This is a genomic window from Klebsiella sp. TF21-TM (genome assembly GCF_019753495.1).
GTDB classification, from domain to species: Bacteria; Pseudomonadota; Gammaproteobacteria; order Enterobacterales; family Enterobacteriaceae; genus Klebsiella; species Klebsiella quasipneumoniae.
The window spans coordinates 211,966-230,961 of record NZ_JAIJYL010000001.1; the positions used below are offsets into that span (position 1 = coordinate 211,966).

Below are 18,996 nucleotides of genomic sequence, written 5' to 3' on the forward strand. Positions count from 1 at the left end.
CCAGGACCCAGTGGTATGGCGTGTGTTAACGCTCAGGATAGAGGATGAGTGGTGGAAAATGAAGCGAAGAGGGGCGCTAAGCGGGGGATCTTTACGTTGCCTTACGTTTAACGCATCGCCTGTCCGGCGGACAGGCGATGCGCGTCACAGTATGAGAATTACTGACGGAACGGATTGCTGCCGCTGCTTTGGGTCGTCGTCCGTGCAGACGCCGGCTTCACGGCCGCGGTCGTGTTGCCGTAACCGTCGGCAGTGGCATCCTGCTGCGGATTTTCCGGCGCGACGCTGTCCGCGGAGGTGGAGATCGGTTTGCCCAGGGTGTTGTTCAGGGCGACCAGATCCTGCTCGTTCAGCGTACCTAACGCCGACTTGATGTTCAGCTCGTTGATCAGGTAGTTGTAGCGCGCATTCGAGAGCTGCTGTTTGGCGTTGTACAGCGTGGTGGTGGCGTCGAGGACGTCAACGATAGTACGGGTACCCACCGAGTAGCCTGCTTCCATCGCATCCAGGGAGCTTTGCGCAGAGACCACCGCCTGTTTGTAGGCGTTGATGCTGCTGATAGAGGCATTCACGTTGTTAAACGAAGAACGCACGGTCTGGACCACGCTGCGGTGAGCGCTTTCCAGCTGCTCGCTGGCGCCGACGAAGTTGTACTGCGCCTGTTTAACCTGCGAGTTAACCATCCCGCCCTGATACAGCGGCATGGAGAAGCTCAGGCCGATTTTGTTCTGACCGATATCAGCATCTTGCGCGATGCTGTTTGAGCCGCTGTAGCGGTTGTTGGAAACGCCCGACGAGGCATTCAAATCCAGGGTCGGCAAATGGCCGTCCTGCGCCTGGCGAATCTGCTCGCGGGCCAGATCCTGGCTCAGACGCGCCTGCAGCAGCGACAGGTTGCGGTTCTCCGCTTCCTTCAGCAGGGCGTTCACCGCCTGCGGTTTGCTGGTTTTGAAGCCGTCTACGTTCAGGGAGGCCAGCTCCGGGTAGTAGTTGCCGGTAACCTGGCGCAGCTCTTCCACGGCGTTGTCGAGATCGTTACGCGCGGTCACTTCGTTCGCCAGCACGGCGTCGTATTGTGAACGGGCGTTCTGCACGTCGGTGATCGCCACCAGACCGACGTTAAAGCGCTGGGTGGTTTGATCCAACTGGCGGTAAATAGCCTGTTTCTGCGCTTCGGTATAAGAGAGCGTGTCGATGGCGGCCAGCACTTTGAAGTAGGCCGTCGCGGTATTCAGAATCAGCGTTTGCTGATCGGTCTGATACGTGACATCCTGAATGCCTGCCGTTTTTTCCTGCAGCGTCAGGGCGCGCCATTTCGACATATCAAACAGAACCTGCGTTAACTGCAGCGAGCCGCTGGTGACGTTAGAATTCTGGTCTTTATAATCACGGAAGCCGCTGGTATAGGTATAATCCGCTCCCAGCCCGAGCTGAGGCAGTAATGGACTGCGCGCTTCGTTGATCTTTTCGAACGCGGCGTCACGATCGGCTGCCGATTTACGCAGATCGGGGTTGCTGATGCGCGCCTGCTGGTAAACCTGAAGCAGGTTTTCCGCCTGGCTCATGGCGCTGAACCCGGTCAGGCTCAGGCCGATAAGAATGGGGAGCAATTTCTTCATTTGCATTCCTTGTTGTGAAGCATTTAGCGCTGGTCTAATTCTAAGAAAAATTCCGCTGATTGTATCGATTCTGCCGCCGTAAAAAGTTGGCGTTACGTGCCATCCGGCGGTAATTTGCACCAATCTAACATACGGACCGTAAAACGGTAGCCAAACGGTCTGGAAATCCCTCATTTCGGATTAGCAGGACATGACAATGAGCAAACCCATTCACCAGGGAATTACCTTCTCCAAAAATGATGTAGAAATTATTGCACGCGAAACGCTGTATCGTGGTTTTTTTTCGCTCGATTTATACCGTTTTCGCCACCGTCTGTTTAACGGCGGCATGAGCGGCGAAGTCACCCGTGAAATTTTTGAGCGCGGGCATGCCGCCGTCTTGCTACCCTTTGACCCGGTGCGGGACGAAGTGGTGCTGGTCGAACAAATCCGTATCGCCGCCTATGATACCAGCGAGAGCCCTTGGCTGCTGGAAATGGTCGCCGGCATGATCGAGGCGGGTGAGACGGTAGAAGATGTCGCCCGTCGGGAAGCGCTGGAGGAGGCCGGCCTTGAAGTTGGGCGGACGAAACCAATATTAAGCTATCTGGCCAGTCCTGGCGGCACCAGCGAACGGTTATCGATCCTGGTGGGCGAAGTTGATGCATCGACGGCAAAAGGCATTCACGGCCTGGCCGAGGAAAATGAGGATATTCGGGTGCATGTGGTGAGCCGGGAGCAGGCTTACCAGTGGGTAGAAGAGGGGAAAATCGACAACGCAGCCTCTGTCATCGCCTTGCAATGGCTGCAATTGCATTATCACAATTTACGAAACGAGTGGACAAAATGAAGCGTTATACACCTGACTTCCCTGAGATGATGCGCCTGTGCGAGACCAATTTCGCCCAGTTGCGCCGCCTGTTGCCGCGAACGGATGCAGCGGGTGAGAAGGTGAGCTATCAGGTGGGAAGCGCGCAATATCGGTTAACGATAACGGAATCAACCCGCTACACTACTCTGGTGGCGATAGAGCAGACTCTGCCAGCGGTGAGCTACTGGAGTCTGCCGTCGATGACCGTTCGCCTCTACCATGACGCCATGGTGGCCGAAGTGTGTTCGAGTCAGCAGATCTTTCGCTTCAAAGCGCGATATGATTATCCTAATAAAAAGTTGCATCAACGCGACGAAAAGCATCAAATTAACCAGTTTCTGGCCGACTGGCTGCGTTACTGTTTAGCACATGGAGCGATGGCGATTCCGGTTTGTTAGCGTCGTTAAACCTAAGGACACCATTTGGAAAGCCTGTTAAACCTACCTCTGGCTGGTGAGGCCAGAGTCAGGATCTTACAAATTACTGATACTCACCTGTTTGCTGAAAAACATGAAACGTTGTTAGGCATCAATACCTGGGAAAGCTATCAGGCCGTACTGTCGGCCATTCATGCCTCACAGCGTCCATGCGATTTGATTGTCGCAACAGGCGATTTGGCGCAGGATCACTCCTCCGCGGCCTACCAGCATTTTGCTGAGGGCATCGCGAGTTTCGCTGCACCCTGCGTCTGGCTACCGGGCAACCATGATTTCCAGCCGGCGATGTACAGCACCCTGCAGGAGTCGGGCATTTCCCCCGCCAAGCGCGTGTTTCTCGGCGACCACTGGCAGATCCTGCTGCTGGACAGCCAGGTTTTTGGCGTTCCCCATGGCGAGCTGAGCGACTTCCAGCTGGAATGGCTCGAACATAAGCTGGCGGAGGCGCCGGAGCGTTATACCTTACTCCTGCTGCATCATCATCCGCTGCCGGCCGGCTGCAGCTGGCTGGATCAACACAGTCTGCGCAACGCCGGCGCGCTGGACAGCGCGCTGAGCGCCTGGCCGCGGGTGAAGCATCTGCTGTGCGGCCATATTCATCAGGAGCTGGATCTCGACTGGAATGGCCGACGTATGATGGCGACGCCGTCGACCTGCGTTCAGTTCAAACCGCACTGCGCCAATTTCACCCTCGATACGGTGTCGCCGGGTTGGCGCTGGCTGGAGCTTCACCCTGACGGAACGCTGACCACCGAAGTGTGCCGCCTGGAAGGCGCGGCGTTTCATCCGGATATTGCTTCAGAAGGCTACTGATGGCGACGCTCCTTTATCTGCACGGCTTTAACAGTTCTCCGCGCTCGGCGAAGGCGACGGCGTTAAAGACCTGGCTGGCGCAGCACTATCCTGAGATCGCCATGGTGGTGCCGGAGCTGCCGCCTTACCCGGCGGAAACGGCGGAGCTGCTGGAGTCCATCGTGCTGGAGCACGGCGGCGAGCCGCTGGGGGTCGTAGGGTCGTCGCTGGGCGGCTACTACGCCACCTGGCTGTCGCAGTGCTTTATGCTGCCAGCGGTAGTGGTTAACCCGGCGGTGCGGCCGTTTGAGCTGCTGAACAATTTTCTAGGCCACAATGAGAATCCGTACACCGGGCAGCAATATGTGCTAGAGTCTCGCCATATTTACGATCTCAAAGTCATGCAAATCGACCCGCTCGAAGCGCCGGATTTACTCTGGCTGCTGCAGCAGACCGGGGATGAAGTGCTTGATTACCGCCAGGCCGTTCATTACTACGCCTCCTGCCGGCAGACGGTGGAGGAGGGCGGTAATCACGCATTTGTCGGCTTTGACGATCATTTCACTCAGATTATCGAATTTCTCGGCCTGCGCTAAACGGCCCTGAACGACCTACGAATACACACCATGACGCAATCTTCATATAACGCTGATGCCATTGAGGTACTCACCGGGCTAGAGCCGGTGCGCCGCCGTCCGGGCATGTATACCGACACCACCCGTCCTAACCATCTTGGTCAGGAAGTGATTGATAACAGTGTGGACGAAGCGCTGGCAGGCCATGCTAAACGCGTGGAAGTGATCCTGCACGCCGACCAGTCCCTCGAGGTGATTGACGACGGGCGCGGGATGCCGGTCGATATTCACCCGGAAGAGGGGGTGCCGGCGGTTGAACTGATCCTCTGCCGGCTGCACGCGGGCGGTAAGTTTTCCAACAAAAATTACCAGTTTTCCGGCGGTCTGCACGGGGTGGGGATTTCGGTGGTCAACGCCCTGTCAAAACGCGTGGAGGTCAACGTGCGTCGCGACGGTCAGGTCTACAGCATCGCCTTTGAGAATGGTGAGAAAGTAGAGGACCTGCACGTCACCGGCACCTGCGGTAAACGCAACACCGGGACCAGCGTCCATTTCTGGCCGGACGAAAGCTTCTTCGATAGCCCGCGCTTCTCCGTTTCGCGTTTGACCCACTTGTTAAAAGCGAAAGCGGTGCTGTGCCCGGGCGTGGAAATTGTTTTCCGCGACCAGGTCAATAACAGCGAGCAGAGCTGGTGCTATGCCGATGGCCTTAACGACTACCTGAGCGAAGCGGTGAACGGCCTGCCGCTGCTGCCGGAAAAACCTTTCGTCGGCACCTTCTCCGGCGAGACGGAGGCGGTGGACTGGGCGCTGCTGTGGCTGCCGGAAGGCGGCGAGCTGCTGACCGAGAGCTACGTCAACCTGATCCCGACCATGCAGGGCGGGACGCACGTCAACGGCCTGCGTCAGGGGCTGCTGGACGCGATGCGTGAGTTCTGCGAGTACCGTAATATCCTGCCGCGCGGGGTGAAACTGTCGGCGGAAGATATCTGGGATCGCTGCGCCTACGTGCTGTCGGTGAAGATGCAGGATCCGCAGTTCGCCGGGCAAACCAAAGAGCGCCTGTCGTCGCGCCAGTGCGCGGCGTTCGTCTCCGGCGTGGTGAAAGACGCCTTCAGCCTGTGGCTGAACCAGAACGTGCAGGCCGCGGAGCTGCTGGCGGAGATGGCTATTTCCAGCGCCCAGCGCCGTCTGCGCGCCGCCAAGAAAGTGGTGCGCAAAAAGCTGACCAGCGGTCCGGCGCTGCCGGGTAAGCTGGCCGACTGCACCGCCCAGGATCTGAACCGTACCGAGCTGTTCCTCGTCGAAGGGGATTCGGCGGGCGGTTCAGCCAAGCAGGCGCGCGATCGTGAATATCAGGCGATCATGCCGCTGAAAGGCAAGATCCTGAATACCTGGGAAGTCTCTTCCGATGAAGTGTTAGCTTCGCAAGAAGTACACGACATTTCGGTGGCGATTGGGATTGACCCGGATAGCGATGATTTAAGCCAGCTGCGCTACGGCAAAATTTGTATTCTGGCGGATGCGGACTCCGATGGTCTGCACATCGCCACGCTGCTGTGCGCGCTGTTTGTGAGACATTTCCGTACCCTGGTGAAAGAGGGGCACGTCTACGTGGCGCTGCCGCCGCTGTACCGTATCGACCTCGGCAAAGAGGTCTACTACGCGCTGACGGAAGAAGAAAAAACCGGTGTGCTGGAGCAGCTGAAGCGTAAGAAGGGCAAGCCAAACGTCCAGCGCTTTAAAGGTCTCGGCGAGATGAACCCGATGCAGCTGCGGGAAACCACCCTCGACCCGAATACCCGCCGCCTGGTGCAGCTGGTGATCAGCGATGAGGATGAGCAGCAGACCACGGCGATGATGGATATGCTGCTGGCCAAGAAGCGTTCCGAAGATCGTCGCAACTGGCTGCAGGAGAAGGGCGATATGGCGGACCTGGAAGTGTAAGACCGCGCGCTGCGCCAGACGTAAAAGGGAGCCTCAGGCTCCCTTTTCTTATTTCGTTTCTGCGTCAGCGGGCTTAGACGCCGGCCTGCAGGATACGGATGTTGGTCTCCAGCACATCGCCTTTGACCGCTTCCGACCAGGCTTTCATGTGCGGGGTCTGCAGGTGCGCTTCAAGATGCGCGACGCTTTCCCACTGCTCCACCATGACGATAGAGTCAGGAGCGGTGGTCTGGAAGCTGACGCCAGCGGCATGATCCACCATGGGCGCATAGCCGTGGCAGCCGGCTTCCTGCAAAACGGTCGGAATAATTTTCGCGAACTGATCGAGAACCGCCTGGCGGTGGTGCTGGCCCGGGCGGGTACGGATTTCTGCAATCACTGTTAACATGGTTAACTCAACTCCTTCTGTGTGGATCTTGTCATACTCCAGGTTCGAATAACTCGAAATATGTAGAGCATAGACCCCTAGTTAACCAAAAATTTCCGCCAGATGCTTGCGATATTCTGCGATATACCGTGGGACATCAGGCATTTTAATCACGTCGTTGGCGATAAAGGTTGGCAGCGCCTCCATACCCAGGAACTGGTTGGCTTTATGGAACGGCAGGTAAACGCCGTCAACGCCGACGCCGTGGAAGAACTGTTCTTCGTCGGTGAAGGCTTCCATCGGCGCGTTCCAGGTCAGGGAGAGCATATATTTTTTCCCTTGCACCAGACCGCCGGAGCCATATTTTTTGCTGGCGTCGGAGCGGGTACGGCCGTCGCTGGCGTACAGTGAGCCGTGGCCTTCGGTAAAGACGTCATCCATATATTTTTTCACCGTCCACGGGGCGCCCATCCACCAGCCCGGCATCTGCCAGATCACCACATCGGCCCAGAGGAAATTCTGCACTTCGGCTTTTACGTCGTACTCGCTGTCGGCGCGAACGCTTTTAACATCGTGTCCGGCGTCGCGCAGATAACTCTCCGCGACCTCGGTCAGGGTGTCGTTCAGCTGGCCATTCGAGTGCGCGAATTTTTTTGCGCCATTGATAATCAGGATGTTGCTCATCATTTGTCCTCAATCTTGAAAATTTGCCGACGATCTTACCCCGCGAAGCGGGGCAGTAAAATGAGCAAAATGTGCAAAGTCTTTTGCTAAATGAGCAATAATATCGCTACCAGTCAACGCGGGCTTCGAAGCCGCCGTCGCGGGCATTGGCAAACTCGACGCGCATGCCGTGCAGCGAGGCGATGCGCCGGACGATCGACAAGCCCAGGCCGCTGCCCGTAGCATCCTGACCCGGCGGGCGGTAGAAACGCTCGCCGATGCGCGCCAGCGCCTGCGGGCTGATGCCGGGGCCGTTATCGCGTACCCGAAACTCTCGGGCGTTGAGGGTGATATCGACCTGGCTGCCGCGCGGGCTGTAGCGTACCGCGTTATCCAGCAGATTGCGCACCAGCAGGCTGAGGAGCAGCGGCTGGCCGGTGCGGGAGATGCCAGAGACATTAAGATGCAGGCGCAGCTCAATCCCGGCCTGCTGCGCCGGGTGGTACATCTCCATTACCGCCGACTGCAGCAGATCGTCGATGGCGACCGGCTGCACGTCGTCCAGCTGGGCGAGCGAGTCCAGCCGCGACAGCGTCAGCAGCTGATCCACCAGACGGGTGGCGCGATCGATCCCGTGATGGAGCTGAGCCAGGGCTTTCTCACGCCCTTGTGGATCGTCCAGAGAGAGCTGGGCGACTTCAGTCTGCACCTTCAGCGCCGCCAGCGGGCTGCGCAGCTCGTGGGCGGCATCAGAGGTAAACCGACGCTCGCGCAGCATGACGTCGTGGGTGCGCTGGAACAGCTGATTCAGCGACTCGACCAGCGGGCGGACTTCAGTGGGGATCTTCTCCACGCTGAGCGATTCCGCCGAGTCCGGCGCGCGCAGGCGCAGCGTGCGCGCCAGATGTTTCAACGGCGCCAGTTCGCGGCTTAACAGCACGATGAGCAGCACGAACATCAGCGGCAGGGCGATCATCCACGGCGTTAGCTGCGAGGTAACAATGTCCATCGCCATTTCGCGGCGATAATCCCACTCCTGGCCGACGGCGATACGGTGGCGGCCATCGGCGGTGGTTAACCACAGGAAGCGCCACTCGTCATCATCGCCGCGCAGGTAGCCATCGCTGAAGCCCTCGCGCTGCGAGTGCCATTGAATATCCTCCCCGTTTTCGCCGTCGTTAAGCACCATTTTGCCGTCGCGGGTGAAGATGGCGAACGCCAGCGCATCGTCGTCGATATGCCCGTGGCGCACCTTTTTCTTTTCCCCGAGCGATGTCGGCGGGGCGCGGAGCTCTTCGAAATTCATGACGCTCAGGCGGCGGGCGAACAGCAGCTGCTGGGTATCAAACAGCTTATCCAGCTTTTTACTGGTCTGCTGCCAGGCGATCACGCTGGCCACCCCCCAGGCGGCGGCGGTCAGCACGGCAAACAGCAGCGTCAGACGCAGGCGCAGGCTCAGGCGGGCAAGTCGTTTCATGCGTCACCCAGGGTATAGCCGATGCCGTGGACGGTGCGGATAAATTCACTGCCGAGTTTGCGGCGCAGATGATGGACGTGAACTTCCACGGCGTTGCTGGAGACCTCGTCGTCCCAGGTGTAGAGCTTTTCTTCAATAAGCTTACGCGGCAGTACGCGCCCGGCGTTACGCAGCAGCAGTTCCAGCAGGGCGAACTCCTTCGGCTTCAGCGTCAGGCTTTCGCCGTCGAGGCTGGCGGTTAAGCGGTTCGGGTCAAGGCTCACCTTGCCGTGGCGCAGCTCGCTGCTGCTCTGGCCGTGGGCGCGGCGGATCAATGCTTCGAGGCGGGCCGCTACCTCAATCAGGGCGAAAGGTTTGCACAGATAATCATCGGCGCCCAGGCGCAGCCCCTCCACCCGCTGGCTGAGCGCATCGCGGGCGGTGAGGATCAGCACCGGCTCATGGCGGCCTTTGTCGCGCCACTCGCGCAGAATATCGAGGCCATCGATGCCGGGAAGGGTGAGATCAAGAATTGCCGCGTCGTAGGGGGCGCTGTATAAGGCGTTTTTGCCCTCCAGCCCGGCGGTAAACCAGTCGATGCTGAAGCCCATTTTGCTCAGCCCGGCCTTGATGCCATCGCCGATTAACTTGTCATCTTCCACCAATAATATGCGCATTTTCCCTCCTGCCAACCCGGCTGCTCTGCGCAGTAAACCGCGTTGCGACCGGGGTTGTACAGCATTAAAATTTCTTTTTTCCCCTTAAGAAGTCGTTAAGTTTTGTCGGGCGTAATAGGAGCCATATCAACACGAAGGGAGAACACATCATGAAGAAAATTGCTGCGATGACCGCGATCGTTGCCCTGGTTTCCATGCCGGTGCTGGCTGCCGGACAGGGCGGGTATACCGGTCCTTCTGCGACCACGCCGGCAAGTTCGACCACCCAGGGCGGCGGATTTACCGGCCCGAGCGGCGCGGTCACCACCGTCACCAATGTCAAATCGCTGCGGGACGATACCTGGGTGACCCTGCGGGGCAAAATTACCGAGCGCGTGTCCGACGATCTGTATAAGTTCCAGGATGCTACCGGGGTGATCAATGTCGATATCGACCACAAACGCTGGAACGGCGTCACCGTCGGCCCGCAGGACACGGTAGAAATTCAGGGGGAAGTCGATAAGGACTGGAACTCGGTGGAGATCGACGTTAAACAGATCCGTAAAATCACGCCATAAGTCTCCGGCGGATAAGCGCAAGATCGGTCAGGAATCGCTATCCTCGCTCTGTCAGAGTATGTCGCGAGGAGGAGACGATGAACGATATTAAGGCCAGCCCGGCGTATGTCGGGCGCTTCCAGCGCGTCTGTAGATACATTGCGCGTCATCTTGATGAGCCGCTGTCGCTGGAGGCGCTGAGCGCGATAGCGCACAGTTCGCCTTACCATTTTCACCGGCAATTTAGCGCGTATACCGGCATTCCCTTGTACCGGTATATTCAGTGGTTGCGTCTGCGACGCGCCTGTTGGCGCCTGGCGTTCAACCCCCGCGATAAAATCATCGACATTGCCCTTGATGCCGGATTTCAGAATGCGGAGTCGTTCAGCCGTGCCTTCCGTACCGCGTTTGACCAAAGCCCGACCCAGTTCCGTCAGCAACCGGACTGGGCCGAGTGGCATCGACGCGTACCGAAACATACGCTACAGGAGCAAACGTCGATGGACGTCAATATCATTTCGTTCCCCACCACCCGGGTAGCCGTCCTGCAACATCGTGGCAGCCCGGACCTTGTCAACGCCACCGCCGCGCGTTTTATCGCCTGGCGTAAGACGAGCGGATTATCGCCCGTTGCCACCAGCGAAACCTGGGGGATCGCCTGGGACGATCCGCAGACTACCCCGCAGGAGGCATTTCGTTTTGATCTCTGCGGTACGGTCGAACGGCCGGTTGGTGAAAACGCCTTTGGCGTGATTAACGGCGAAATCCCCGGCGGACGCTGCGCCGTCGTGCGCCATCACGGCTCGCTGGACACCCTGGCGCAGAGCGTTTGGTATCTCTATCGCGACTGGTTACCCGCTTCAGGCGAGACGTTACGGGATTTTCCGGTCTACTTCCGTTACCACAATTTTGTCCACCAGGTGGCTGAGCATGAGCTGCAAACCGATATTTATCTGCCGCTGGCCTGATTAAGGTGACGGAATCCTCAACCGATCTCACGGCCTGTGACTCAGGGCGTGAGATCGGGTATTATCGCGGGTAGTTTTGCCGTCCGAACGGTCGGTACCCAGATTGAGGATCCACGATTAATGAGCGATATGGCAGAGCGCCTTGCGCTGCATGAATTTACGGAAAATGCTTACCTGAACTACTCCATGTACGTGATCATGGACAGGGCATTACCGTTTATTGGCGATGGCTTAAAACCGGTCCAGCGTCGCATCGTCTATGCGATGTCCGAACTGGGGCTGAACGCCAGCGCCAAATTCAAAAAGTCCGCCCGCACCGTCGGCGACGTGCTGGGTAAATATCACCCACACGGCGACAGCGCCTGCTATGAAGCGATGGTGCTGATGGCGCAACCCTTCTCCTATCGCTATCCGCTGGTGGATGGCCAGGGGAACTGGGGGGCGCCGGACGATCCGAAATCCTTCGCCGCCATGCGTTACACCGAATCCCGCCTGTCGAAGTATGCCGAGCTGCTGCTCAGCGAGCTGGGGCAGGGGACGGTCGACTGGGTGCCAAACTTTGACGGCACGCTGCAGGAGCCGAAAATGCTGCCGGCGCGCCTGCCAAACATCCTGCTCAACGGCACCACCGGCATCGCGGTGGGCATGGCGACCGATATTCCGCCTCACAACCTGCGTGAAGTGGCGAAAGCGGCGATTACGCTGATTGAGCAGCCGAAAACGACCCTCGACGAACTGCTGGATATCGTGCAGGGACCGGATTTCCCGACCGAGGCGGAGATCATCACTTCGCGGGCGGAAATTCGCAAAATCTACCAGAACGGACGCGGCTCAGTGCGCATGCGCGCGGTATGGAGCAAAGAGGACGGCGCGGTAGTGATCAGCGCGCTGCCGCACCAGGTCTCCGGCGCCAAAGTACTGGAGCAGATTGCCGCGCAGATGCGCAATAAAAAGCTGCCGATGGTGGACGACCTGCGCGACGAATCGGACCACGAAAATCCGACCCGCCTGGTGATCGTCCCGCGCTCCAACCGGGTGGATATGGAGCAGGTGATGAACCACCTGTTCGCCACCACCGATCTGGAGAAGAGCTACCGCATCAACCTCAATATGATCGGTCTCGACGGCCGCCCGGCGGTAAAAAACCTGCTGGAGATCCTCAGCGAATGGCTGGTGTTCCGTCGCGATACCGTACGTCGCCGTCTGAACCACCGGTTAGAGAAGGTCCTTAAGCGCCTGCATATCCTTGAAGGTTTGCTGGTGGCGTTCCTCAATATTGATGAAGTCATCGAGATCATCCGCACGGAAGATGAGCCGAAGCCAGCCCTGATGTCGCGCTTTGCCATCAGCGAAACCCAGGCGGAAGCGATTCTGGAACTGAAACTGCGCCATCTCGCCAAACTGGAAGAGATGAAGATCCGCGGCGAACAGAACGAGCTGGAAAAAGAGCGCGATCAGCTGCAGGCGATTCTGGCCTCTGAACGTAAGATGAACAACCTGCTGAAGAAAGAGCTGCAGGCCGATGCCGATGCTTTCGGCGACGATCGCCGCTCGCCGCTTCACGAGCGTGAAGAAGCGAAAGCGATGAGCGAGCATGATATGCTGCCGTCTGAGCCGGTCACCATCGTTCTGTCGCAGATGGGCTGGGTGCGCAGCGCCAAAGGGCACGACATCGACGCCCAGGGGCTGAGCTATAAAGCGGGCGACAGCTGGAAAGCCTCGGCGAAGGGCAAGAGCAACCAGCCGGTGGTGTTTATCGATACCACCGGGCGCAGCTATGCCATCGATCCGATTACCCTGCCCTCGGCGCGTGGCCAGGGTGAGCCGCTGACCGGCAAGCTGACGCTGCCGCCGGGCGCGACCGTGGAACATATGCTGATGGAAGGCGACGATCAGAAACTGCTGATGGCCTCCGACGCCGGCTACGGTTTTGTCTGCACCTTCAACGATCTGGTGGCGCGCAACCGCGCCGGCAAAGCGTTGATCACCCTGCCTGACAACGCGCATGTGATGCCGCCGCTGGTCATTGAGGACGAGTCCGATATGCTGCTGGCCATCACCGCCGCCGGGCGGATGCTGATGTTCCCGGTCAGCGATCTGCCGCAGCTGTCGAAAGGCAAGGGCAACAAAATCATCAACATTCCTGCGGCGGAAGCCGCCGCCGGCCAGGACGGTCTCGCACATCTGTTTGTCCTGCCGCCGCAGAGTACGCTGACCATTCATGTCGGCAAACGGAAGATCAAACTGCGTCCGGAAGAGCTGCAAAAAGTCACCGGCGAGCGCGGCCGCCGCGGTTCGCTGATGCGCGGTCTGCAGAAGATTGACCGTGTTGAAATTGACTCGCCGCGCCGCGCCGCGGCAGGCGATAGCGAAGAGTAAGCGCTTCTCCTCCCGTCTTTGACGGGAGGAGGCGAAAAAAAGCCGCAAAATCGTTGTTTATTCAGGCGTTGCGATTAACAATGTCCATCATCAGGGGCCCAGGAAGAACGGTCCCGGCCTGCGCAGAACTTGTGAGCCTGCCTTCTGCCAGCAGCGAATAATTCTAAGCGGTTTGGGTTTTAGAGGTAGCTATGCTATTCATTTTTCGAGTAATTTTTGTGGTCATTTATTGCATCGTAGTGTGCATACTTGGCTGTCTGTACTGCTTGTTCAGCCCGCGTAATCCAAAACATGTTGCCACTTTCGGCCATCTGTTTGGCCGCTTATCCCCGGTGTTTGGTCTGAAGGTGGAGCTGCGCAAACCTGCCGATGCGGAAAGCTATGGCAACGCGATCTACATCGCTAACCACCAGAACAACTATGATATGGTGACGGCATCTAACATCGTGCAGGCCCCGACGGTCACCGTGGGGAAAAAGAGCCTGTTGTGGATCCCGTTCTTTGGCCAGCTGTACTGGCTGACCGGTAATCTGCTGATTGACCGCAATAACCGAACCAAAGCGCACGGCACCATTGCCGAGGTCGTCAACGCCTTTAAAAAGCGTAAAATTTCGTTCTGGATGTTCCCGGAAGGGACCCGCAGCCGCGGTCGCGGTCTGCTGCCGTTTAAAACCGGCGCCTTCCACGCGGCTATTGCCGCCGGCGTGCCGATTATTCCGGTGTGTGTCTCGAATACATCGAATAAAATAAAGCTCAATCGCTGGAACAACGGTCTGGTGATTGTGGAAATGCTGCCGCCGGTGGATACCAGCCAGTTCGGTAAAGACAACGTGCGCGCGCTGGCGACGCATTGCCGCGAGCTGATGGCCGCCAAAATCGCTGAGCTGGACAACGAAGTGGCCGAGCGCGAAGCGGCCGGTAAGCAATAAGACAGGAAACGCCGCCAACGCGCGCGTATTGCTGGCGGGAAACGAATTCCCTTTTTCATTTGTCAGTATGTCATGGAGTTAATATGTCACTCAGTCGGCGTCAGTTTATTAAGGCTTCCGGCGTAGCGCTGTGCGCTGGCGCCGCGCCGCTGAAGGCCCATGCCGCCGGCCAGCAGCCTGCGCTGCCGGTTCCGCCGCTGCTGGAGTCCCGTCGCGGTCAGCCGCTGTTTCTGACGCTGCAGCGTTCACACTGGTCGTTTACGCCAGGCACCCGCGCCCCCGTCTGGGGGATCAATGGCCGCTATATGGGGCCGACGATCCGCGTCTGGAGCGGGGACGACGTCAAGCTTATCTACAGCAACCGTCTGACGGAGAACGTCGCGATGACCATCCGCGGCCTGCAGGTGCCTGGCCCGCTGATCGGCGGCGCGGCGCGCATGATGTCGCCGAACGCCGACTGGGCGCCGGTGCTGCCGATCCGGCAGAGTGCGGCGACGCTGTGGTACCAGGCCAATACGCCGAACCGGATGGCGAAGCAGGTCTATAACGGTCTGGCCGGCATGTGGCTGGTGGAGGATGAGGTGAGCAAGAACCTGCCGATCCCTAACCACTATGGCGTCGATGACTTCCCGGTGATAATTCAGGACAAACGGCTGGATAACTTCGGCACGCCGGAATATAGCGAACCGGGCAGCGGCGGCTTCGTCGGCGATACGCTGCTGGTCAATGGCGTGCAGAGCCCCTATGTCGAAGTGTCCCGCGGCTGGGTGCGTCTGCGCCTGCTGAACGCTTCCAACTCCCGGCGCTATCAGCTACAGATGAGCGATGGCCGACTGCTGCATGTCATTTCCGGCGACCAGGGGTTCCTGCCGGCGCCGGTTTCGCTCAAGCAGCTGTCGCTGGCGCCGGGGGAACGGCGTGAAATTCTGGTCGATATGACCAACGGCGATGAAGTGTCCATTACCTGCGGCGAAGCGGCGAGCATCGTCGACCGTATCCGCGGCTTTTTTGAACCGTCCAGCATTCTGGTCTCCACGCTGGTGCTGACCCTGCGCCCGACCGGGCTGCTGCCGCTGGTCACCGACAGCCTGCCGGCGCGTCTGCTGCCGACTGAGCTGCTCTCCGGCACGCCGATCCGCAGCCGGGATATCACGCTCGGCGACGATCCGGGGATTAATGGCCAGCTGTGGGATCCGCAGCGTATCGATATCACGGCGCAGCAGGGGACCTGGGAGCGCTGGACGGTGCGCGCCGACCGCCCGCAGTCGTTCCATATTGAAGGGGTAATGTTCCAGATCCGTAACGTCAACGGCTCGACCCCTTTCCCGGAAGACCGCGGCTGGAAGGACACCGTGTGGGTCGACGGGCAGGTTGAACTGCTGGTCTACTACGCCCAGCCGTCGTGGCCGCACTTCCCGTTCCAGTATCTGAGCCAGACGCTGGAGCTGGCCGACCGCGGTTCGATTGGCCAGATGCTGGTGAATCCCGCACCGTAAACTCTTCGACCCTGGCCGGCATACGGTCAGGGTTTGAGAAAATCCTCCTTCATTTCCACTATCATTCCGGCTTATAATCCACGCCCTTTTGGTTATTTTTTTATCATTTCCCCGGAAGCAATATGAGCGCAATATCCCTGATCCAACCGGATCGTGACCTTTTTTCCTGGCCGCAATACTGGGCTGCCTGTTTTGGCCCTGCGCCATTTTTACCGATGTCGCGTGAAGAGATGGATCAACTTGGCTGGGATAGCTGCGACATTATTCTGGTCACCGGCGACGCCTACGTCGACCACCCGAGCTTCGGGATGGCTATCTGCGGCCGCATGCTGGAAGCGCAGGGGTTCCGCGTGGGGATCATCTCCCAACCGGACTGGAACACCAAAGACGACTTCATGCGTCTGGGCAAACCGAACCTGTTCTTCGGGGTGACCGCCGGCAACATGGACTCGATGATCAACCGCTACACCGCCGACCGTAAGCTGCGCCATGACGACGCTTACACCGCCGGCAACGTGGCGGGCAAGCGCCCGGACCGCGCCACCCTGGTGTATACCCAGCGCTGTAAAGAGGCGTGGAAAGATGTGCCCGTGATCCTCGGCGGTATCGAAGCCAGCCTGCGCCGTACCGCGCATTATGATTATTGGTCCGATACCGTGCGCCGCTCGGTGCTGGTGGACTCCAAGGCCGATATGCTGATGTTCGGCAACGGCGAGCGTCCGCTAGTGGAAGTGGCCCATCGCCTGGCGATGGGCGAAACCATCGACCAGATCCGCGATGTGCGCAATACCGCCATCATGGTGAAAGAGGCTCTCCCGGGCTGGAGCGGCGTAGACTCCACCCGTCTGGATACCCCGGGCAAAATCGACCCCATCCCGCACCCGTATGGTGAAGATCTGCCGTGCGCCGATAACAAACCGGTCGCGCCGAAGAAACAGGAAGCGAAAAGCATCACTGTGCAGCCGCCGCGGCCAAAACCGTGGGAAAAAACCTATGTGCTGCTGCCTTCTTTCGAGAAGGTGAAAGGCGATAAGGTCCTGTACGCTCACGCCTCGCGCATTCTGCACCATGAAACCAACCCCGGCTGCGCCCGGGCGCTGATGCAAAAGCACGGCGAGCGCTACATCTGGATCAACCCGCCGGCAATCCCGCTCTCCACCGAAGAGATGGACAGCGTTTTCGCGCTGCCCTACAAGCGCGTGCCGCATCCTTCCTATGGCGATGCGCGCATCCCGGCGTATGAGATGATCCGCTTCTCGATCAACATCATGCGCGGCTGCTTCGGCGGCTGTTCGTTCTGCTCGATCACCGAGCACGAAGGACGCATTATCCAGAGCCGTTCTGAGGATTCGATCATCAATGAGATCGAAGCCATTCGCGACACGGTGCCGGGCTTTACCGGCGTGATCTCCGATCTCGGCGGACCCACCGCCAACATGTATATGCTGCGCTGCAAATCGCCACGCGCCGAGCAGACCTGTCGCCGTCTCTCCTGCGTCTACCCGGATATCTGCCCGCACATGGATACCAACCATGAGCCGACGATCAACCTTTACCGTCGCGCCCGCGAGCTGAAGGGCATCAAGAAGATCCTTATCGCTTCCGGGGTACGCTATGACATCGCGGTCGAAGATCCGCGCTATATCAAAGAGTTGGCGACCCACCACGTCGGCGGCTATCTGAAGATCGCGCCGGAGCATACCGAAGAGGGCCCGCTGTCGAAGATGATGAAGCCGGGAATGGGCAGCTACGACCGCTTTAAAGAGCTGTTCGACACCTATTCGAAGCAGGCGGGTAAAGAGCAGTATCTGATCCCGTACTTTATCTCCGCCCACCCGGGGACCCGTGATGAAGACATGGTGAACCTGGCGCTGTGGCTGAAGAAGCACCGCTTCCGTCTCGACCAGGTGCAGAACTTCTATCCGTCGCCGCTGGCGAACTCGACCACCATGTATTACACCGGCAAAAACCCGCTGGGCAAGATCGGCTATAAGAGTGAAGAGGTGGTGGTGCCGAAGGGCGATAAACAGCGCCGTCTGCACAAAGCGCTGCTGCGCTATCACGATCCGGCCAACTGGCCGCTGATCCGTCAGGCGCTGGAGGCGATGGGCAAGAAACACCTGATTGGCTCACGTCGCGACTGCCTGGTGCCGGCGCCGACTCTCGATGAGATGCGCGAAGCGCGTCGCCAGAACCGTCATACCCGCCCGGCGCTGACCAAGCACACGCCGATTGTGCATCAGCGTTCTAACGGTGGCGCAACGGCGAAAAAGCCCGTTAAACGGGGTAAAGTCGCCGGGCGTTAAGCCTGACTTTGCGCCCGGCAGCGTTTCGCTGACCGGGCGGTTTCTCAAGCCGGACACGCGTCAGCGCTGCCCGGCTTTTTTACCTGTTATCCGCCGAACTGATCCGGGTCGGGCCCCAGACGCTTGCCCTGATCCAGCCTGGCAATCTCCCCCAATTCTTCTTTATCCAGGCGGAAATCCCAGACGTTAAAGTTTTCGGCGATGCGCGACGGCGTGACGGATTTCGGGATCACCACCAGACCGCTGTCGAGATGCCAGCGGATGACAATCTGCGCCGGCGTTTTGCCATATTTATCAGCCAGCTGATGGATAACTTTCTGATCGAAGACGCCCTTACCGCCCTGGGCCAGCGGGCTCCAGGATTCGGTCTGGATCTTGTGGGTGGCGTTCCAGGCGTGCAGCTGCCGCTGCTGCAGCAGCGGATGCAGCTCTATCTGGTTGATCACCGGCGCGACGCCGGTTTCATCAATCAGCTTCTGCAGATGCGGCACCTGGAAATTACACACGCCGATGCTCTTCGCCAGCCCCTGCTGCTGCAGCTCAATCAGCGCCTGCCAGGCCTCGACGTAATGGCCGATAGCCGGCACCGGCCAGTGGATTAAATAGAGATCCACATAGTCCAGCTTCAGCTTGCTGAGGCTCTCTTTCAGCGCCTCGTGCGGCCGTTTTTGATCGTCGTTCCACAGCTTGGTGGTGATGAATAGCTCATCGCGATTGACGCCAGCGCTTTGCAGGGCGTTGCCGACGCCAGCCTCATTTTGGTACGCGGCGGCGGTGTCAAAAGAGCGATAACCGACTTCCAGCGCCTTATGAATGGCGGAGACGACTTCCTCGTTGCCAGCTTTCCACACGCCGAGACCCAGCTGCGGCATCAGGTTGCCGTCGTGTAGTTTTATAACGGTTGGATGTGTCATGCCTTCCTCCTGTTAATGAACTCGGCGAAGCAGGATCCGCCGAGGGGTAGCATTAAGTCTGGACGAAATAGCTAAAAACGGTAGT

General features: G+C 58.8%; 16 protein-coding genes and 1 pseudogene. 11 read left to right on the top strand and 6 right to left on the bottom strand.

The annotated features are described in order from the left end of the window. Window positions 1–158: 158 nt before the first annotated feature. On the bottom strand, window positions 159–1,619 hold the full coding sequence (tolC, locus tag K5R89_RS01090; RefSeq protein WP_032454074.1) for an outer membrane channel protein TolC: 1,461 nt from the start codon (window positions 1,617–1,619) through the stop codon (window positions 159–161). Window positions 1,620–1,815: 196 nt separating this feature from the next. Between tolC and nudF the strand changes: the two genes are divergently transcribed. The 5 genes from nudF to parE are packed head-to-tail and all read left to right on the top strand — an operon-like array spanning window position 1,816 to window position 6,220. Then, entirely contained in the window at window positions 1,816–2,448 is a 633-nt protein-coding gene (nudF, locus tag K5R89_RS01095; protein WP_004205241.1) for an ADP-ribose diphosphatase, read from the top strand. Beyond that, window positions 2,445–2,867 (top strand): DUF1249 family protein, encoded by a 423-nt coding sequence (locus K5R89_RS01100; protein WP_004205239.1) that lies wholly within the window; start codon window positions 2,445–2,447, stop codon window positions 2,865–2,867. The genes nudF and K5R89_RS01100 overlap by 4 nt, the downstream gene beginning before the upstream one ends. 24 nt (window positions 2,868–2,891) lie before the next feature. Continuing rightward, window positions 2,892–3,719, top strand: a complete 828-nt coding sequence (gene cpdA, locus K5R89_RS01105) for a 3',5'-cyclic-AMP phosphodiesterase (protein WP_004205237.1) — start codon at window positions 2,892–2,894, stop codon at window positions 3,717–3,719. After that, the gene (yqiA, locus tag K5R89_RS01110) at window positions 3,719–4,294 is read left to right on the top strand and encodes an esterase YqiA (protein WP_004205236.1); all 576 of its coding nucleotides are present in this window, start codon (window positions 3,719–3,721) and stop codon (window positions 4,292–4,294) included. Before cpdA ends, yqiA begins: the two co-directional genes overlap by 1 nt. A 30-nt stretch (window positions 4,295–4,324) precedes the next feature. Next, complete coding sequence (gene parE / locus K5R89_RS01115; RefSeq protein ID WP_004205235.1) at window positions 4,325–6,220, top strand: DNA topoisomerase IV subunit B; 1,896 nt, start codon at window positions 4,325–4,327, stop codon at window positions 6,218–6,220. A 73-nt stretch (window positions 6,221–6,293) separates the two neighbouring features. Here parE and K5R89_RS01120 read toward each other — a convergent pair whose 3' ends face one another. From K5R89_RS01120 to qseB, 4 genes are all read right to left on the bottom strand, one after another. Next, window positions 6,294–6,608 (bottom strand): putative quinol monooxygenase, encoded by a 315-nt coding sequence (locus K5R89_RS01120; protein WP_023291029.1) that lies wholly within the window; start codon window positions 6,606–6,608, stop codon window positions 6,294–6,296. Between the two features lie 81 nt (window positions 6,609–6,689). Then, window positions 6,690–7,271 (bottom strand): NAD(P)H-dependent oxidoreductase, encoded by a 582-nt coding sequence (locus K5R89_RS01125; RefSeq protein ID WP_023291028.1) that lies wholly within the window; start codon window positions 7,269–7,271, stop codon window positions 6,690–6,692. A 106-nt stretch (window positions 7,272–7,377) separates the two neighbouring features. Continuing rightward, window positions 7,378–8,727: a quorum sensing histidine kinase QseC gene (gene qseC / locus K5R89_RS01130; protein ID WP_087848576.1), complete on the bottom strand. Its 1,350-nt coding sequence runs from the start codon at window positions 8,725–8,727 to the stop codon at window positions 7,378–7,380. Next, window positions 8,724–9,383 (bottom strand): quorum sensing response regulator transcription factor QseB, encoded by a 660-nt coding sequence (qseB, locus tag K5R89_RS01135; protein ID WP_044524726.1) that lies wholly within the window; start codon window positions 9,381–9,383, stop codon window positions 8,724–8,726. The genes qseC and qseB overlap by 4 nt, the downstream gene beginning before the upstream one ends. Before the next feature lie 149 nt (window positions 9,384–9,532). Here qseB and K5R89_RS01140 point away from each other — a divergent pair, with 149 nt between their 5' ends. From K5R89_RS01140 to K5R89_RS01165, 6 genes and pseudogenes are all read left to right on the top strand, one after another. Further along, window positions 9,533–9,940 carry a YgiW/YdeI family stress tolerance OB fold protein gene (locus tag K5R89_RS01140; RefSeq protein WP_023291025.1) on the top strand — a complete coding sequence of 136 codons (408 nt, stop codon included), beginning with the start codon at window positions 9,533–9,535 and terminating at the stop codon, window positions 9,938–9,940. A gap of 77 nt (window positions 9,941–10,017) precedes the next feature. Beyond that, a complete protein-coding gene (locus K5R89_RS01145; protein WP_087826673.1) occupies window positions 10,018–10,887 on the top strand; it encodes a GyrI-like domain-containing protein in 870 nt (289 codons plus the stop codon). A gap of 120 nt (window positions 10,888–11,007) precedes the next feature. Further along, the gene (gene parC / locus K5R89_RS01150) at window positions 11,008–13,266 is read left to right on the top strand and encodes a DNA topoisomerase IV subunit A (RefSeq protein WP_004205224.1); all 2,259 of its coding nucleotides are present in this window, start codon (window positions 11,008–11,010) and stop codon (window positions 13,264–13,266) included. 191 nt (window positions 13,267–13,457) lie between these two features. Then, window positions 13,458–14,195 carry a 1-acylglycerol-3-phosphate O-acyltransferase gene (gene plsC / locus K5R89_RS01155; protein WP_004205223.1) on the top strand — a complete coding sequence of 246 codons (738 nt, stop codon included), beginning with the start codon at window positions 13,458–13,460 and terminating at the stop codon, window positions 14,193–14,195. 83 nt (window positions 14,196–14,278) lie between these two features. Continuing rightward, on the top strand, window positions 14,279–15,691 hold the full coding sequence (gene ftsP / locus K5R89_RS01160; RefSeq protein ID WP_023291023.1) for a cell division protein FtsP: 1,413 nt from the start codon (window positions 14,279–14,281) through the stop codon (window positions 15,689–15,691). Window positions 15,692–15,724: 33 nt separating this feature from the next. Beyond that, window positions 15,725–17,937, top strand: a pseudogene (locus tag K5R89_RS01165) (YgiQ family radical SAM protein); the annotation flags it as partial. 146 nt (window positions 17,938–18,083) lie between these two features. Here the strand turns inward: K5R89_RS01165 and dkgA are convergent. Further along, on the bottom strand, window positions 18,084–18,911 hold the full coding sequence (gene dkgA / locus K5R89_RS01170; protein ID WP_032454068.1) for a 2,5-didehydrogluconate reductase DkgA: 828 nt from the start codon (window positions 18,909–18,911) through the stop codon (window positions 18,084–18,086). Window positions 18,912–18,996 lie beyond the last annotated feature (85 nt).

Coding starts and splice junctions, on each gene's coding strand:
- parE (WP_004205235.1), top strand. CDS start 4,325: ATGACGCAATCTTCATATAACGCTGATGCCATTGAGGTACTCACCGGG.
- K5R89_RS01140 (WP_023291025.1), top strand. CDS start 9,533: ATGAAGAAAATTGCTGCGATGACCGCGATCGTTGCCCTGGTTTCCATG.
- K5R89_RS01120 (WP_023291029.1), bottom strand. CDS start 6,608: ATGTTAACAGTGATTGCAGAAATCCGTACCCGCCCGGGCCAGCACCAC.
- dkgA (WP_032454068.1), bottom strand. CDS start 18,911: ATGACACATCCAACCGTTATAAAACTACACGACGGCAACCTGATGCCG.
- nudF (WP_004205241.1), top strand. CDS start 1,816: ATGAGCAAACCCATTCACCAGGGAATTACCTTCTCCAAAAATGATGTA.
- parC (WP_004205224.1), top strand. CDS start 11,008: ATGAGCGATATGGCAGAGCGCCTTGCGCTGCATGAATTTACGGAAAAT.
- K5R89_RS01100 (WP_004205239.1), top strand. CDS start 2,445: ATGAAGCGTTATACACCTGACTTCCCTGAGATGATGCGCCTGTGCGAG.
- K5R89_RS01125 (WP_023291028.1), bottom strand. CDS start 7,271: ATGAGCAACATCCTGATTATCAATGGCGCAAAAAAATTCGCGCACTCG.
- qseC (WP_087848576.1), bottom strand. CDS start 8,727: ATGAAACGACTTGCCCGCCTGAGCCTGCGCCTGCGTCTGACGCTGCTG.
- K5R89_RS01145 (WP_087826673.1), top strand. CDS start 10,018: ATGAACGATATTAAGGCCAGCCCGGCGTATGTCGGGCGCTTCCAGCGC.
- ftsP (WP_023291023.1), top strand. CDS start 14,279: ATGTCACTCAGTCGGCGTCAGTTTATTAAGGCTTCCGGCGTAGCGCTG.
- tolC (WP_032454074.1), bottom strand. CDS start 1,619: ATGAAGAAATTGCTCCCCATTCTTATCGGCCTGAGCCTGACCGGGTTC.
- qseB (WP_044524726.1), bottom strand. CDS start 9,383: ATGCGCATATTATTGGTGGAAGATGACAAGTTAATCGGCGATGGCATC.
- yqiA (WP_004205236.1), top strand. CDS start 3,719: ATGGCGACGCTCCTTTATCTGCACGGCTTTAACAGTTCTCCGCGCTCG.
- plsC (WP_004205223.1), top strand. CDS start 13,458: ATGCTATTCATTTTTCGAGTAATTTTTGTGGTCATTTATTGCATCGTA.